This is a genomic window from Streptomyces coeruleofuscus (genome assembly GCF_039532725.1).
GTDB lineage: Bacteria > Actinomycetota > Actinomycetes > Streptomycetales > Streptomycetaceae > Streptomyces > Streptomyces coeruleofuscus.
Map to the genome: position 1 here is coordinate 126599 of NZ_BAAASE010000012.1, position 16760 is coordinate 143358.

11 protein-coding genes are annotated in these 16760 nt (G+C 71.8%); 5 read left to right on the forward strand and 6 right to left on the reverse strand.

The annotated features are described in order from the left end of the window. Positions 1 to 28 precede the first annotated feature (28 nt). Genes ABFX81_RS35525 through ABFX81_RS35540 form a run of 4 tightly spaced genes read right to left on the reverse strand, consistent with a single transcriptional unit; the run spans position 29 to position 5528 of the window. Positions 29 to 1030 carry an oligopeptide/dipeptide ABC transporter ATP-binding protein gene (locus ABFX81_RS35525; RefSeq protein ID WP_086853208.1) on the reverse strand — a complete coding sequence of 334 codons (1002 nt, stop codon included), beginning with the start codon at positions 1028 to 1030 and terminating at the stop codon, positions 29 to 31. Further along, entirely contained in the window at positions 1023 to 3032 is a 2010-nt protein-coding gene (locus ABFX81_RS35530) for a dipeptide/oligopeptide/nickel ABC transporter permease/ATP-binding protein (RefSeq protein WP_346139215.1), read from the reverse strand. The genes ABFX81_RS35525 and ABFX81_RS35530 overlap by 8 nt, the downstream gene beginning before the upstream one ends. 14 nt (positions 3033 to 3046) lie before the next feature. Then, the gene (locus ABFX81_RS35535) at positions 3047 to 3973 is read right to left on the reverse strand and encodes an ABC transporter permease subunit (protein WP_086854254.1); all 927 of its coding nucleotides are present in this window, start codon (positions 3971 to 3973) and stop codon (positions 3047 to 3049) included. Between the two features lie 13 nt (positions 3974 to 3986). Beyond that, on the reverse strand, positions 3987 to 5528 hold the full coding sequence (locus ABFX81_RS35540) for an ABC transporter substrate-binding protein (protein WP_086854255.1): 1542 nt from the start codon (positions 5526 to 5528) through the stop codon (positions 3987 to 3989). 218 nt (positions 5529 to 5746) lie between these two features. Between ABFX81_RS35540 and ABFX81_RS35545 the strand changes: the two genes are divergently transcribed. Continuing rightward, positions 5747 to 8908, forward strand: coding sequence for an RICIN domain-containing protein (locus ABFX81_RS35545; RefSeq protein WP_346139216.1), 3162 nt, complete (start codon positions 5747 to 5749; stop codon positions 8906 to 8908). A gap of 54 nt (positions 8909 to 8962) precedes the next feature. On the opposite strand, the gene ABFX81_RS35550 is transcribed toward ABFX81_RS35545, so the two are convergent. Beyond that, positions 8963 to 10408: a glyceraldehyde-3-phosphate dehydrogenase gene (locus ABFX81_RS35550; protein ID WP_086850137.1), complete on the reverse strand. Its 1446-nt coding sequence runs from the start codon at positions 10406 to 10408 to the stop codon at positions 8963 to 8965. A 169-nt stretch (positions 10409 to 10577) separates the two neighbouring features. On the opposite strand from ABFX81_RS35550, the gene ABFX81_RS35555 reads away from it, so the two are divergent. Further along, a complete protein-coding gene (locus ABFX81_RS35555) occupies positions 10578 to 11465 on the forward strand; it encodes a hypothetical protein (RefSeq protein WP_086850139.1) in 888 nt (295 codons plus the stop codon). 414 nt (positions 11466 to 11879) lie between these two features. Here ABFX81_RS35555 and ABFX81_RS35560 read toward each other — a convergent pair whose 3' ends face one another. Continuing rightward, positions 11880 to 13253 carry a citrate:proton symporter gene (locus ABFX81_RS35560; protein WP_086850141.1) on the reverse strand — a complete coding sequence of 458 codons (1374 nt, stop codon included), beginning with the start codon at positions 13251 to 13253 and terminating at the stop codon, positions 11880 to 11882. Between the two features lie 174 nt (positions 13254 to 13427). Here ABFX81_RS35560 and ABFX81_RS35565 point away from each other — a divergent pair, with 174 nt between their 5' ends. The 3 genes from ABFX81_RS35565 (at position 13428) to ABFX81_RS35575 (ending at position 16658) form a co-directional block, all read left to right on the forward strand. Next, positions 13428 to 14351 carry a LysR substrate-binding domain-containing protein gene (locus ABFX81_RS35565; RefSeq protein WP_086850143.1) on the forward strand — a complete coding sequence of 308 codons (924 nt, stop codon included), beginning with the start codon at positions 13428 to 13430 and terminating at the stop codon, positions 14349 to 14351. Between the two features lie 140 nt (positions 14352 to 14491). Continuing rightward, positions 14492 to 15697, forward strand: coding sequence for a CaiB/BaiF CoA transferase family protein (locus tag ABFX81_RS35570; RefSeq protein WP_428837246.1), 1206 nt, complete (start codon positions 14492 to 14494; stop codon positions 15695 to 15697). Next, on the forward strand, positions 15687 to 16658 hold the full coding sequence (locus tag ABFX81_RS35575; RefSeq protein ID WP_346139218.1) for an HpcH/HpaI aldolase/citrate lyase family protein: 972 nt from the start codon (positions 15687 to 15689) through the stop codon (positions 16656 to 16658). Before ABFX81_RS35570 ends, ABFX81_RS35575 begins: the two co-directional genes overlap by 11 nt. Positions 16659 to 16760 lie beyond the last annotated feature (102 nt).

The following is a 16760-nucleotide window of genomic DNA, read 5'->3' on the forward strand; positions in this document are numbered from 1 at the left end:
TGGTGATGCCGTCGACCGCCACCGCCCGTCAAACCGTCACCGGCGGTGTCTCCTCCAGAGGGAAATGGCATGCCGCCCCGTGGAGGGGCCCTCGGGGCGGAGGCGCGGGGATCTCCTCGGCGCACAGGTCCCGCACCTGCCGGCACCGGGTCCGGAACCGGCATCCGGACGGCGGGTCGGCCGGGGAGGGGATCTCACCGGTGAGCAGGACGCGCTGCCGTTTGCGGCCGCCGCCGGCCACGGGGGAGGGGGCCGCCGACAGCAGCGCCTCCGTGTACGGGTGGCGCGGCCGCTCGTAGACCTCCTCCGTCGGGCCCGTCTCCATGATCTTGCCCAGGTACATCACGGCGACCCGGTCGGCGAGGTGCCGCACCACCGACAGGTCGTGCGAGATGAACACGTACGACAGTCCCAGCTCGTCCCGCAGGTCGCACAGGAGGTTGAGCACCTGCGCCTGCACCGACAGGTCCAGCGCGGAGACGGGCTCGTCGCAGACGATCACCTCCGGCTCCAGCGCCAGGGCGCGGGCGATCCCGATCCGCTGCCGCTGTCCCCCGGAGAACTCGTGCGGGTGACGGCTCGCGTCCGACGCGCGCAGGCCGACCATCTCCAGCAGCTCGGCCACGCGGGCCGCCCGCTTCGACACGGGTACGAGGCCGCGGTGGGTCAGCCACGGCTCGCCGATCAGATCCGCCGCGCACAGACGGGGGTTGAGCGAACCGAACGGGTCCTGGAACACCATCTGCACCTTCCGGCGCCAGGCGAGCAGCTCCGCACCCGACAACGTGAAGGGGTCGACTCCCTCGTACCGCACGGTGCCCGCGTCGGGCCGTTCCAGCCGCAGGAGGACCCTGGCCAGCGTGGACTTTCCGCACCCGGACTCGCCGACGAGACCGAGGGTCTCCCCGCGCCCCAGGGTCAGGTCCACCCCGTCCAGTGCCCGCAGCCGGGTGCCGCCTCGCACGGTCCGCCGGACCTTGAAGCTCTTGGCCAGCCCGGTGGCCTCCAGCAGTGCCCCGTGCTCAGGCATCGGCCAGTTCCTTTCCGAAGTGGCAGGCGGCGGCGCGGCCGGCCCCGGTGCCGGTCAGCGCCGGACGGTGGGTGGCACAACGCTCCCGGGCCATGGGACAGCGCGTACGGAAGGCACAGCCGGCCGGCACCGCACCCGGGTCCGGCGGGCTCCCCGGGATGGAGCTCAGCCTGGAGCCCCGGTGCTGCTCGGCCGGCACCGACGCCAACAGGCCTCGGGTGTAGGGGTGATGAGGCTTGCCGAACACCTCGGCGACCGGCCCGGTCTCCACCACCGTCCCCGCGTACATGACGGCGACCCGGTCCGCGTGCTCGGCGGCGAGCCCGAGGTCGTGCGTGATGAGGACGAGAGCCGTTTGCTGTTCGCCGCGCAACTCGCGCAGGAGGTCCATGATCTGCGCCTGCACGGTGACGTCCAGTGCCGTCGTGGGCTCGTCGGCGATCAGGACCCTCGGCCGCAGGGCGACCGCCGTCGCGATCAGCAGGCGCTGGCGCATCCCTCCCGAGAACTGGTGCGGATAGGCGTCCGCCCGGGAGCGGGCCTCCGGAATGCCCACCCGTTCCATCAGCTCCACTGCCCTGGCCTTCGCCGCGCGCCGGGACACGCCCTCGTGGATGCGGAACGGCTCGGCGAGCTGGGTGCCGACCGTGAGGACGGGGTTGAGCGCGCTCAGCGCGTCCTGGAAGACCATGGCGACACCGGGGCCGGCCAGGCGGCGTCTGGCCCGTGCTCCGAGACCGAGCAGGTTCTCGCCGTCGAGGCGCACCTGCCCGCCCACCACCTCCGCCACCGGGTCGAGCAGGCCGGCGACGGCGTGCGCGGTCATGCTCTTGCCGCAGCCCGACTCACCCAGCAGCGCCAGCGTCTCACCCGACCGCACGGAGAAGCCCACCCGGCGGACGACGTGGACGGGCCCGGCCGGGGTGTGGACGTCGACGGACAGGTCGTCCACGACCAGGACGTCGGCCGCAGTGGGCTGTTCAGTGCCGGCGGGACGGCTGCCGTCCGGAGCGGTGGTCGTGTCCGGCTCGGCGCCGGCACGGTCACGCGTTGCCGGGTCCGCGCTCGCCCCGCGCGCCGCCCGAGCGCGCCACCCACTCCGCCGGACCCCCTCCCGCCACCGCTGCCCCGGGTCGGTCGTCATCCGGGCCCAGGAGGCGAGAACGGTCGCCGAGACGGTCGTGAGGACGATCGCGAGCCCTGGGAAGAGCGCGATCCACCACGCGCTCTGCAACTCCTGCCGCCCCTGGGCGACCATCAGCCCCCAGCTCACGTCAGGCGGTTGGATGCCGATGCCCAGGAAGCTCAGCGACGACTCGGCGAGCATCACGAAGCAGAAGTCGAGCGCGGCGACGGTGAGCAGCGTCGGCAGCACACTCGGCGCGACATGCCGCCGTATGGTCGCCCAACCGCCGGTGCCGAAGGTACGGGCCGCGTCCACGAACAGCCGGCTGCGCAGCTCCGCCGCCTCGGCCCGGGCCGTGCGCAGATACACGGGGATCCGGGCGACGGCCAGCACCAGCACGATGCTCGCCGCACTCGGCGAGAAGACGTACAGCACCACCACGGCCAGCAGCAGGGAGGGGAAGCTGAGGATCACGTCGGCCACCCGCAGCGACACGTTCTCGCGCCATCCGCCGTGATACCCCGCCCACATGCCCCACACCGAGCCGATCACCAGCGAGCACAGCACGGCGGGCACCGCCACGGCCAGTGTCGTCCCGGCCGCGGTCAGCAGCCGCGCGGCGACGGGCCGGCCGAGGGAGTCGCTGCCGAGGACGAAGGCCCAGCCGTGATCGAGGCTGAAGGGAGGCCGGCCCGGGGCGCGCAGGTTCTGGCGGGTCGCCAGGTCCTCGGCCAGCAGCGGTCCCAGGACGGCGCACAGCGCGACCAGGAGCAGGACTAGGGCCGCCGCGCAGGCGAACCGGTCCCGGAGCAGCAGGGTGAACCACCGGCGCCGTACGGTGGTACCGCCCGTCTCCGATGTGGCTTTCTGAAGCATGTCCCGTCCTTGGCTCATGCCGCCGCCCGCTGCCGTACCCGCGGGTCGAGAAGCGCGTGGCTGAGGTCCACCAGGATGTTGAGGGCGAAGATCGCCAGAGCGGTCAGGAGCACCGCCGCCTGAAGCACCGCGAAGTCGCGCTGGAGCACCGAGTCGATCATGAGTTTGCCGATTCCGGGCCAGCCGAAGATCGTCTCGACGACGACGGCCCCGTTGACCAGCCCCACGGCCAGATCGCCCGCGACGGTCAGCGCCGGTGCGGCGGCGTTGCGCAGGGCGTGCCCGAAGACCACCCGGAGCTCGGAGGCCCCCTTGGCGCGCGCCACCTTCACGTACGGCGCGGACAGCGCGGAGACCATGGCGCCCCGCACCACCTGGACCAGCACGCCGAACGGGCGGATCAGCAGCGTGGCCACGGGCAGCACCCACGCCGCCGCGCCGCTCGTGCCGGAGGTGGGCAGCCAGCCCAGCGTGACCGCGAAGACCAGCACGCCCATGATGGCGATCCAGAAGTCGGGGACGCTGGCCGCCGTGGAGGACAGGAAGCTCGCGATCCGGTCGGTCGCCGAGTTCGGGCGGTAGGCCGCCAGGCTGCCGATGACCACGGCGCCCACGATGGCCAGCAGCATCGTCCAGCCGGCCAGTTGGAGGGTGGCGGGGAAGGCCCGCAGGACGGCCTCGCCGGCCGGCTGGGCGGTGCGCAGCGACTCGCCGAAGTCGAGATGGACGACTTGGGCGAGGTAGTCACCGAACTGGGTGATCAGCGGGTCGTCCAGGCCGTTGCGGGCGGCGAACTCGGCCCGCATCTCGGGCGTCGCGCTCAGCGGCAGGTACAGGTTGGCGGGGTCGCCGGTGAGGCGGGCCAGGAAGAACACGCCGAGGACCACCACGAGCAGTGGGACGACGCTGGAGACCGCCCGGCGGCGCAGCAGGGTCAGCACGTGATGTCCTCCCTCAGTCCGCGCGCCGCATGTCGGCGAGCCGCATCTCGTCGCTGGTGGACGGGTCGGGCCGGTAGCGGACCTTCGGGGAGAGGGCCAGCAGGCCGGTCATGTTGGCCATGACGGCGTCCCGTACGACCTTGTCGTTCTGGTATGTGAACGCGTCCGCGAACGCCTGCTGCCGTTTCCCGCCCGAGGCGAGCTCGGCCCGTTCGATGAGCGTGTCGAGGGCGTCGGTGCCGTAGCTGCTCTGGGCGCCCTCGCTGCCGTAGATCTGCGCCATCGTGAACGCGGCGTCCCCCGCCTGGTTGCCGTGCTGCGCCTGGAGCAGGGTGGGGCCGGTGTCGCCGGCGGGGAAGGGGCGCAGCAGGTACTCCAGCCAGGCGTTGACGTCGAGCATCTTGATCCTGACCTTCAATCCGGCCTTGATCAGGCCGTCCTGGACGACCTCCATCGCCTCGGCGGCCTTCGGGTAGATGCCGTTGCGGCCGATGATGGTGAGCGTGGTGTCGGTGCGGACTCCGTCGGCGCGGGCCTGGGCGACGAGCTTCCGGGCGCGTTCCGGGTCGTAGGGCCACGGCCGCAGGCGCGGGTTGTGGCCGGTGACGCCCTTCGCGACGAGCTGACCGGTGGGCCGGCCGGCGAAGACCGCCGTGACCAGACCCTCCCGGTCGATGGCGTAGTTGACGGCCTGCCGGACGCGGATGTCGTCCAGGGGCGGCTTGGTGGCGTCCATCCGCAGGTACGAGACCTCGTTGGTGGCGAACTCGACGGCCCGGTCGCCCGCCCCGTCCTCCGGCGCGAGCCCGATCGCGACATCCGCCTCGTCGTTCGTCACCATGGCCGCGCGCACACTGCCCTCGGCGCGCCAGACATAGGTGGCGGCCTTGAAGTCGGGCGCCTCGCCCCAGTAGCCGGGGAAGCGCTTGAGCCGCAGGTACCGGCCCTGGTTCCACTCGTCGATCCGGTAGGGGCCCGTGCCGACCGGCTCGCGCACGCGGGAGTCCGGGTCGGTGCTCGTCGGCACGATCTCGACGAAGGACAGGCGCAGCGGCAGGATCGGGTCGGGTTTCGCCGTGGTGACCCGGAGCGTGGTGTCGTCGACGGGCGTGGCGGTGAGCTCGCTGTCGGCGAAGATGTAGCCGTCGACGTTGCAGTCGATCCCCGAGTCCGTGGCGCGCTTGACGGAGAACGCGGCCGCCGCCGCGGTGAACGGCGAGCCGTCGTGGAAGGTGACACCCTTGCGGAGGGTGAAGGTCCACGAAGTGGCGGAATCCCGGGTCCACTTGGTGGCGAGGGCGGGTTCGAGGCGTCCGGTGGACGGTTCCCGCTCGGTGAGCGCCTCCGTGATGTTGGCCCGTGTCACCCGGCCCGTCGCGGTCAGTGAGGCGTCACAGGGTTCGAGCGTGGGCGGTTCCTCGGGCAGGACGATGCGCAGGGTGTCGGGGCCGCCGCCGATGGGGTCGGCACCGGCCACCGAGCAGCCGGAGGCGGCGAGCAGGACGGCGAGGGACGCGACGATCGGACGACTGCGGGATAAGCCTGAACCGGTCACTGTGCCTCCCGCGTTGGCTCGCGTACACAACAGAGAACGTCGTTTAGATATGTGGACGATCTGTGGGCGATCATTATTGGACCGGCGAGGCGGAGCGCGTCAAGGGGTGTGCGTCGGTTCTCAACTCGCCCTACCTCTTGACGTGTTGATTGCCGTCCTAAAACATTCGGGAAACTCGATTGGTTCTGCGCGGTTCTGTTCGCTCTCGAAGGGAATTCATGTCCAGCAGACATCGCCTCGCCCGGACACTGGCGGCCGGCGTCCCCCTGGTTCTCGGTGCGGGACTCGTGACCGCACCTCCTGCCGCTGCCGCCGAACCGCCCGGCAGCGCGGTCACGGTACGGATCGACCCGTCCTACCGGCAGCAGGAGTTCGAGGGGTGGGGGACGAGCCTCGTCTGGTTCGCCAACATCACCGGCCGCTACCCGGAACCCATCCGGCAGAAGCTCGCCGACATGCTGTTCGGTGAGGACGGCCTCCGCCTCAACATCGCGCGCTACAACATCGGCGGCGGCAACGCCCCGGACGTCCGCAAGGACTACATGAAGACCGGCGCGACGATGGACGGCTTCTGGAAGGCTCCCGAGGGCACCACCAGGGAGGACACCGACTGGTGGAACCCCGACGACCCCGACCACTGGGACTGGTCCGCCGACCCGGGCCAGCGCTGGTGGGTGGACCGCGTCAAGAAGAAGATCACCCGCTGGGAGGCGTTCAGCAACTCCCCGCCCTGGTTCCAGACCGTCAGCGGCTACGTCTCGGGCGGCTTCGACGCCAACACCGACCAGATACGGCCCGACCGCGTCGACGACTTCGCCACCTACCTGGTCAAGGTGACCGAGCAGCTCGAGAAGAAGCACCGCATCAAGTTCGACACCATCGCCCCGCTCAACGAGCCCAACACCAACTACTGGGGCACCCAGATCGGCCCCGACGGGCAGCCCACCGGCGGCCGCCAGGAGGGCGCGCACGCCGGCCCGGAACTCCAGCAGAAGGTCGTCCTGGCCCTGCACCGCGCACTGGAGAAGTCGAGAACCCGCGCGACGATCTCCGCGATGGACGAGACCAACCCGAGCACCTTCGTCCGCAACTGGAACGCCTACGACAGCTCCGCCCGCGCCGCCGTCGACCAGCTCAACGTGCACACGTACGGCACCGGCATGCGCACCAGCGCCCGGGACAGCGCCAAGGCCGCGGACAAGCCCTTCTGGATGAGCGAGGTCGAGGGCACCTGGGGGACCGGCACCGACTTCACCGGCATGGAACCGGGGCTCGGCATCGCCACCCGGGTCGTCGAGGACATCCGTGAACTGGAGCCGTCGGCCTGGGTGTTGTGGCAGCCCGTCGAGGACTCCATCCCCCAGGCGGCGGCCGGCAAGAACTGGGGCAGCATCCACATCCCGTTCAACTGCACCGCCGAGGACACCCTGGAGACCTGCCCGATCAGGGCCAACACCAAGTTCCACACCCTGCGCAACTTCACCCACCACATCCGGCCCGGCGACCACTTCGTCAAGACCGACGACCCCTCCAGCGTCGCCGCCGTACGCAAGTCCGGCCGCGCGGCGACCGTCGTGCACGTCAACAGCGGCACGACCCCGCGCGCCGTGACGCTGGACCTCTCGCGGTTCGAGCGCGTCGCCCCCGGCGCCACCGTCACGCCCGTGGTGACCAGCGCCGGCGGAGCGCTCGTCCGCGGCACAGCGGTGAAGGTGAAGGACGACTCCGCCACGGTGACCGTCCCGGCCAAGTCGGTCACCACCCTCCTCGTCGACGGCGTGTCCGGCACCGCCGAGGACGCCGCGCTCGTCCAGCCCGGCCACGTCTACCGCCTCCAGGGAGCCCAGAGCGGCAAGTCCCTGGCCCCGGCCACCGACGGCGACGGCGTCGTCGTCCGGACGCCCGACCCGGCCGCCAAGTCCCAGCTGTGGTCCGTGAAACGGCTGACCCGCGGCGACGGCAACCGTGACCGCTACGCCCTCGTGAACGCGGAGACGGGCGAACGCCTCGCCGTGCGCAACGACGACGCCGTCCTGGAGGACGCCGACACACCGGCCGCGCAGTGGATCATGTCGACCACGGGGGACGGCACCTGGACCTTCGTCAACGCCGCCACGGGCCGGCTGCTCGACGTCGTCGGGCAGTCGACGGCGGACGGCGCCCGCGTCTCGGCCGCCCTCCCGAGCTCCAACGCGAACCAGCGCTGGGCCGTGACCGACGAGACGGTGCTGCGTACCCAGCCGGCCAAGGCGTTCACCGTCCCCGGCCGCGCGCCCGAACTGCCCGGCACCGTGACGCCCGTCTTCCGGGACGGCGCCCGGGGCGCCCTCCCCGTGCGGTGGACGCTGCCCTCCGAGACACGCTGGAGCAAGCCCGGAACGGTACGGGTCAAGGGCCGGGCGACCGACGCCCTCGGACGGACCGTCCGCGCCGAGGCCGTCGTCACCGTGGACACCATCGCCTCCACCCTCCCGGCCCGCGCCAAGACCTACACCGGCGGACGGCCCGACCTGCCCGCCACCGTCACCGGCGTCGGACGGCACGGCGGAACCGCCGAGCTCCCGGTCACCTGGGACCCCGCACCCGACGGCGCGTTCGACGAGGCCGGAGTGGTGCCCCTGCGCGGCACCGCCCACGTCCCCGGCGGCACCGGGGCGGCGGCGACCGTACGCGTCCAGGTCACCGCGCCCCGCGAGAAGAACACCGCGCCGGACGAGGGCGTGACCGTCGGCGCGACCTACACCGAGAGCGGGTACTCCGCCGAGGGTTTGCGCAACGGCAACCCGTCCGAGAAGGCATGGTCGAACTGGAGGTCCGGCACGAAGAACCCGTCCGACACCATCACCTTCACCCTGCCCGAGGCGCGCGATCTGACCAGGGTCGTGACCCACTTCCACCGCGACGGCACCAACGTCAGCTTCGCGGAGTCCCTCAAGGTGCAGGTGCGCGGGGCCGACGGTACCTGGACCGACGCGAGCGAGACGGTGTCCGTCGGCACCGAGGGCACACCCGTCGCCGACGTCCCGGTGCGCGCCTCGGGGCCGGTGAGCGGGGTACGTGTGGTCATGACGGCCCGGCCGGGCGGCTACATCACCCTCGGGGAGATCGAGCTGTTCGCCAGGGCACCCGGCGCCTCCGCGGACGCCGCGGCCGCGTCGATCGAGGTGGACGGCGCGGCGATCGGCGGTTTCGACCCGGACCGGACCGCCTACCGGGTGACCACCGACCGCCCGGACCGGGCGAAGGTCACCGCTACACCACGTGACCCGTACGCGAAGGTCACCGTCCGCGAGGAGACATCACACGTGGCCGTCGTGACCGTCAGCAGTGAGGACGGCGCGAAGACACGGCAGTACAGGATCGAGCTGACCCGCTCCTGAGGCATGAGAACGCGGGGCGTGCCAGCCGGACACGCCCCGCGTGGTCCCCAGGGCTCAGACCGCCGGAGCCGGGTACGTCGGGTACTCCACCCCGGACACGTGCTGTACGACACGGATGACCTGGCAGGAGTAACCGAACTCGTTGTCGTACCAAAGGTAGAGGATGGCGTTGTCGCCCTCGACCTTGGTGGCGCCGGCGTCGACGATCGAGGCGTGCCGCGAGCCGATGAAGTCGCTGGAGACCGCGTCGGGGGCGCTGATGAAGTCGATCTGGCGCTTGAGCGGCGACGTCAGGGAGACGTCCCGGAGGTAGTCGAGCACCTCCTGGCGGGTGGTCTCGCGCGCGAGCTGCAGATTGAGGATCGCGATGGAGACGTCCGGCACCGGGACCCGGATGGAGCTGCCGGTGATCTTCGCCTTCAGTTCGGGCAGCGCCTTGGAGACGGCGGAGGCGGCACCGGTCTCGGTGATGACCATGTTGAGCGGCGCGGAACGGCCCCGGCGCTCGGACTTGTGGTAGTTGTCCAGCAGGTTCTGGTCGTTGGTGAACGAGTGGACGGTCTCGACGTGGCCCCGCGTGACGCCGAACTCGTCGTCCATCGCCTTCAGCGGCGGCACCAGCGCGTTCGTGGTGCACGACGCGCAGGACAGGATCTGCTCGTCGGGCTTGATCGTGTCGTGGTTGACGCCGTGGACGATGTTCGGGACGTCGCCCTTGCCGGGCGCGGTCAGCACGACCTTGTCGATGCCCGGGCGCAGGTGCTCCGACAGGCCCTCGCGGTCGCGCCACTTGCCGGTGTTGTCGATGAGGATGGCGTCCTTGATGCCGTACGCCGTGTAGTCCACTTCGGACGGGTCGTTCGCGTAGATGACCTTGATCGCGTTGCCGTTGGCGACGATCGTGCTGTTCGCCTCGTCGACGGTGATCGTGCCCTGGAACTGGCCGTGGATGGAGTCGCGGCGCAGCAGCGAGGCGCGCTTGACGATGTCCTGCTCCCCACCGCCGCGCACGACGATGGCCCGCAGCCGCAGACCGTTGCCCGACCCGGACTTCTCGATCAGCAGCCGGGCCACGAGCCGGCCGATGCGGCCGAAGCCGTAGAGGACGACGTCACGCCCCTCGCGGCGCTCGATCTTGTTGGCTCCGGTGGCACCGGCGACGGCCTCGGCGGTGAACTCGGCGACGGACAGGCCGCGGTCGTCCTCCCGGTACGTCGCGGCGAGCATGCCGATGTCGATCTGGGACGGCCCGAGGTCGAGCTCGGCCAGGGTCTTCAGGAACGGCAGCGTCTCGGTGACCGAGAGCTCCGCGCCGGCGATCTGCCGGGCGAACCGGTGGGTCTTGAGGATGCTGACCACCGACTTGTTCACCAGGGAGCGGCTGTGCAGCAGGACGGTCACGTCCCGCTCCCGGTGCAGCTTCCCGATGATCGGGATCATCGACTCCGCGATCTCCTCGCGGTTCTTCCAGTTGGTGAACGAGTCGTCGTTGACAGTCACAGATCCATCTTTCGAGCTAGGCGGCGCTCATATGTTAAACCGTCGATTTCCGGATCATGAACGGGGTGCCTCCGGAGCGCTCCGCCCCGCCGGAACGCCGCGCTCCACGAGCCCTTCGCGGCCTGGCCTGGGATGATCGGAACAGCGCCTCCACGCGAAAGGGACGCTCATGGACTTCGACGCTGTGGCCGACGAGTTGTACGCCCTGCGGCCGGAGGAGTTCACCGCCGCCCGGGCATCGGCCGTGGCCGCCGCCCGCACGGCCGGCGACCGTGAACTCGCCGAGCGGATCGGCACGTTGCGCAAACCCAGCCTCGCCGCCTGGGCCAGCAACCTCCTGGTCCGCAGCCGGCCCGGCGATGTCGAGCCCCTGCTCCGCCTGGGCGAAGGACTGCGGCACGCCCACCACGCCCTGGACCGCACACAACTGCGCGAACTGAGCCGGCAGCAGCACGCGCTCATCCGCGCCCTGTCCGCTCAGGCCCGGCAGCTCGCCGTGGAGGCCGGCCATCCGATCGGCGAAGGCGTGCAGCGCGAGGTGGAGAACACCCTGCACGCCGTCCTGGCCGACCCCGGGGCCGCCCAGGCGTGGGCGAGCGGCCGGCTGGCCAAGCCGCTCAGCGCCGCCGTCGGCTTCCCGGCCGTCGCGGAGAGCGCCGTCACGGACAGCGCCGGGACACAGCGTCGCCCGTCCGCCGCGACGGCCCCCTCCCGCCCGGGCCGCAAGGCCGGCGAGGAACAGCGGCGACGGCTGGCCCAGGCCCGGCGGGACGCCGAGGCCGCCGACCGGGAGCTGCGGGCGCTCAAGGACGAGGCCGCGGCCGCCGGCCAGGCCGTGGAGGAGGCGAAACAGCAGGTGTCCCGCCTCCAGCGGCGCGTCGACGAACTCACCGAGGAACTGGCCCGCACCAGGGAGGAGCACCAGCAGGCCCGCTTCGCCGAGCGGTCGGCCCGGGAACGGGCGCGCACGGCCGACCGCCGCGTCCGCGAAGCCGACCGCAAAGCCGCGACGGCCGCCGCCCAGCTCGAACGCCAGACCTCATCGGACGACGGGTAGGCGGGCCGGTTTCCATGGGGCGTGCCGGTTCCCGTGGGGCATGCCGGTTCTTCATGAGGCGGGCCGGTTCTCTTGGGGCGGGCCGGTTCTTCCCGGGGCATGCCGGTCTTTCATGGGACGTGTGGGCCCTCATGGCACGGGCCGGCTCTCAGCCGGGCACCTGGACCGCATCGGACCGCACGGTGCCTGCGACCTTCCCCTCCTCGGGAACCGGTCCTCCGGCGGCCGCCGCTGTTCGGCCCGTACAACCGTCCCGGCCCGCCCGCGTCACTCCGGCACAGCCGCGCCGCGGCCCACACGGCCCACCGCCCCTCGTCGGCCGACGAGGGGCGGCCGACGAGGGGCGGCCGGGGTCGGCCACCGGGGGAGTGGTATGGCGTAGCCCCGGGCACCCAGCCCGGGGATAAGCACCGATCAGAGGGACAGGGCGCCGGTCAGGACGGCACCGGCGGTCATCACGAGCGTGGTGGCGAAGGCCCAGCGGAAGATGAAGCGCTGGTGCTCGCCGAGTTGGACGCCGCTCATGCCGACCAGGATGAACGTGGCGGCGGTGAGCGGGCTGAGCGGGAAGCCCGTCGTCATCTGGCCGAGAATGGCGGCCCGGGCCACCTCGGCCGGGTCGGTGCCGAAGCCCTGGGCCGTCTCGGCGAGGACGGGCAGGACGCCGAAGTAGTAGGCGTCCGGGGTGAAGACCAGGCTCAGCGGCATGCCCGTGACGGCCACGAGGACCGGCAGATGGCCGCCGACGGAGTCCGGTATCACGGACACGAGCGCCTCGGCCATGTCGTCGATCATCCCGGTCCCGGTCAGGACCCCGGTGAACACGCCGGCCGCGAAGATCATCGTGGTCACCAGGACGACGTTCTTCGCGTGCCGGTCGAGCAGCGCCTGCTGCTGTTCCCACGTGGGGTGGTTGACCAGGAGAGCCACCGCGAACCCGAGGACGAACAGCACCGGCAGCGGCATGACCTCCACGATCAGCGCCACCAGGAGCACGACGGTCAGCACCAGGTTGAAGACCGTCAGCCGGCGCGGCGCGGGTGCTGCGACCCGGACGGCACCCGGCCCGTCACCGGGCGCGGGGGCCGTCGCGGGAACCGGCTCGTCACCGGGCGCGGGGGCCGTAGCGGGAACCGGCTCACCGGCGGCGGATTCCTCACCCGGCCCGGTGAGAGCGCCGAGGCGCCGCCGCTCCCGGCGGCCGATCAGCCAGGACGCCACCAGGACCCACGCGATCCCGAACCCCATCGCGGGCAGCACGGGCGTGAAGACGTCCGAACTCTCCAGCTTCAGCGCCGCCATGGCCCGCACCGTCGGCCCGCCCCAGGGAATCATGTTCATCACGCCCGCCCCCAGGCAGACGACCCCGGACAGCACCAGCGGACTCATGCCCAGCTTCCGGTAGACGGGCAGCAGCGCGGAGACGGTGATGAGGAACGTGGAGGCCCCGTCGCCGTCCAGGGCCACGCACAGCGTGAGGACGGCCGTGGCGACGGTGACGCGCATCGGATCACCCTTGGCCAGCCGCAGCAGACCGCGGATCAGCGGATCGAACAGGCCCGCGTCCACCATGAGGCTGAAGTACAGAACCGCGAAAGCGATCATGATGCCGGTCGGCGCCACCTTCGACAGGCCGTCGAGCACCATCCCGCCCAGCTCACCCGCGAACCCGCCCGCCAGCGCCGCGAGCACCGGAAGCACCACCAGCGCGACCAGCACCGAGACACGTCTGGTCATGGTGAGCAACAGGAACAGGGCGATCGTGACGAAGCCCAGGGCTGCCGGCATGGTGGCGCTCGCTTTCTCGGTCGCGGTCCCCGGCGCGGGGAGCGGGGCCTGGCGGGGCGTACGGGGATAGCCGAGAGTGTCCGAGCGCCGGATGATCCATGTCCAGCATCAAACCGGCATCTGTCGATGCGATCCACGCATCAATCGGCCTACTCTGACGTACGCTTCCCGGCCATGGATGCCACTCTGCGTCAACTGACGGCGTACGCGGCCGTCGCCCGGGCGACCAGTTTCACCGCGGCGGCCGCCCAGTTGGGCGTCTCGCAGTCGACCCTCAGCCGCGCGGTCGCCGACCTGGAGCGGCAGGTCGGCGCACAGCTGCTCGAACGCGACACGCGCAACGTGCAGTTGACCGCGGCCGGCACGGAAGCGCTGCGGATCGCCGAACAGATACTCGGTGCCCACCGGGCCGGGATGAAGGAGCTGGACCGCTTCCTGCTCGGCGAGTCCGGCACGGTCGCCGTCGCCACGCTGCCCTCCGTCGCCGCGGTACTGCTCCCGCAGGTCATCTCCGGCTTCCGCACGGAACGGCCGCGCGTGGCCGTACGCCTGCTGGACGGCCTGGAACGGGCCGTGCTGAACCGGGTCCTGTCCGGCGACGCGGACTTCGCGATCACCACGGTCGGTGTGCCGCCCGAGCGGCTGGAGCACCGCCCGCTGGTGCGGGACCGTTTCGTCGCGGTCCTGCGCGAGGACCATCCGCTCGCCGCCCGCGACGAGGTCGGCTGGGCGGACCTGGCCCGCGAACCGTTCCTCGCCGTCGGACGGGACTCGAGCGTGCGGCGGCTGACGGACGCCGCCTTCGGCCAGGTCGACGCGCGTGCCGTCCCTGCCGCCGAGGCCGGCAGTGTCGCCACGGTGGGCGGACTGGTCGCCGCCGGACTGGGCGTGAGCGCACTGCCCGCCCTGGTGCTGCCCCTGCTGGGCACCGGGCCCTTCGTGTTCCGGCCGCTCGTGGACCCCGTGGTCGACCGGCGCCTCGACATCGCCCTGCGCGCGCGCCGCACCCTCCCGCGCGTCACCGAGCACTTCCTGGAGACGCTCGAGGGCTTCCGTGCCCAGGGCAGGGATCTGCCGCCCGGAGTGTCCTGGGCCTGAACCGCCGTCGAGAGCCCCGATCCATGCACGGAGCGCATGGATTGATGGTGTTCTTTTGCTGGACAGGCATTTGTGCGGCTCGGCAGTCTGAAGAACCGGACCAGCTGAGCCGAGGGGACGCATCCGTGCGGGACAAGGACATGCCGAACGCCATCGGACAGGGGCAGTTGTGCGGGCTGAAAGTGGTCGAGTTCGCTCATGTGGTGGCCGGCCCGCTCGCGGGGTCGATGCTCGCCGACCAGGGTGCTGACGTGGTCCACGTCGAGCCCCCGGGCACCGGTGACGCCGCCCGCGCGATGGGCCCCCGGCGCAACGGTGTTCCCCTGTGGTTCAAGGTGGCCGCCCGCAACAAGCGCTCGGTCACGCTCGACCTGCACCACGAGTCGGGCCGTGCGGTCGCCCACCGCCTCGTCGCCTGGGCGGACGTCGTCATCGTCACCCTGCGCGCCGGGCGCCTGCGCCGCTGGGGCCTCGACTGGGAGTCCGTGCACCGCATCAACCCCAAGGCCGTTCTGCTCCAGATCTCCGGCTTCGGCGCCACCTCCAGCCAGGCCGACGCCCCCGGCTTCGGCAAGATGGGCGAGGCCCGCAGCGGCGTCGTACACCTGACCGGTTCCCCGGACGGGCCGCCCGTCCACACCGGCTTCTCGCACGGCGACGCGGTGACCGGCCTGATGGGCGCCTACGCCGTCCTGGCCGCCCTCCACCGGCGCGACCACGACCCCGACTTCGACGGCGAGTGGATCGACCTCGCCCTGTTCGAGCCGCTGTTCCGGCTCGTCGAGTGGCAGGTCATCGTCCACGACCAGCTGGGTACCGTGCCGCAGCGCTCCGGCAACCAGCTCGCGGTCGCGCCCGCCGCCGTGATCAACACCTACCACTCCCGCGACGGGCAGTGGATCACCGTGACCTCCGCGACCCTGCGCTCGGTGCGCAACGTGGCCCGGCTGCTGGGTCTGCCGGAGGAGGAGTTCGCGACGTCGGATCAACAGCACGCACGGCGCGGAGAGTTGGACGACGGACTGCGGGCGTGGGTGGCCGACCGCACGGCGGCCGAGTGCCTGGACGCCTTCGCCCGCGCCGAGGTGGTGGCCTCCCGGGTGTTCGACGCGGCCGACATCGCCGCCGACCCGGTCTACGCCGAACGCGGCGACATCGTCACCGTGGACGACCCCGACCTGGGCGACGTCCGGATGCAGGCCGTCCTCCCGCACTTCCGGCAACGCCCCGGCCACATCTGGCGCACCGGACCCGCGCTGGGGCAGGACAACGACCTCGTGTACCGGGACTGGCTCGGCCTGAGCGACCGGGAACTGGCCGACCTGGAGAAGAACGATGTCGTCTGAACCCCGCGCCGGCGCTACCGGCGCCGCCCGCACACCCACTCCCGGCGAATCCCACCCCACAACCCCGCCCCGCCCCCCACTCCGCTCCCTCCTCTTCGTCCCCGGTCACCGCACGGACTGGCTGCCCAAGGCGCGCGCGGCCGGGGCCGACGCCGTCGTCCTCGACCTGGAGGACGCGGTTCCGGCTGCCGACAAGCCGCTGGCCCGGGCCCGGGTGGCCGAGGCCCTCGCGGAGGCCGCCGCGGAACCGGACGGCGGCATGGCCCTGTTCGTCCGCGTCAACCCGCTCGGCGACTGGACCGCCGCGGAGGAGTTGCGTGCCGTCGTACGCCCCGGACTGGCCGGGGTGGTCCTGCCCAAGGTGCACACCGCTGGGGACGTGCGGCTCGCGGACCGCCTCATCGGCTGGTGCGAACACGAACACGAACGCGGCCTGCCCGCCGGCACGACGGCCCTCGTCCCGTTGCTGGAGTCGGCCCGCGCCCTGCACGACGCCCACGACATCGCCGCCGCGGCCCCCCGTGTCGCATACGCCGGAGCCCTCACCGCACCCGGCGGCGACGTGGAACGCGCCGTCGGTTACCGGTGGAGTGCGCAGGGCACCGAGACCCTGGCCCTCCGTTCCCGCGTCCTGCTCGACGTCCGCGCCGCCGGAGCGCCGTGCCCGGTGACCGGACTGTGGACGGACATCGCCGACCTGACGGGCCTGCGTGCCTTCGCCGAGCAGAACCGCGCCCTGGGCTACGAGGGAATGATGGCCATCCACCCGACCCACATCCCCGTGATCAACGAGGTCTTCAGCCCCACACCCGAGGAACTCGACCACTACACCCGTCTCGTCGCAGCCGTGGAATCGGCCCAGCGCGCCGGCATCGGCGCCCTCACCTTCGAGGGCCGGATGGTCGACGAGGCCATGGCCGAAACGGCACGGGCGGTGCTGGCGCGACACGGACACGGCTGACACCATCCCGCCACCGCACCGAAGCCCCGATCATTCATGCTGTGACGGAGCTCACAGTGTGCCAACAAGGGCGCCACGTCAGGCCGCACACACGCCACGCCC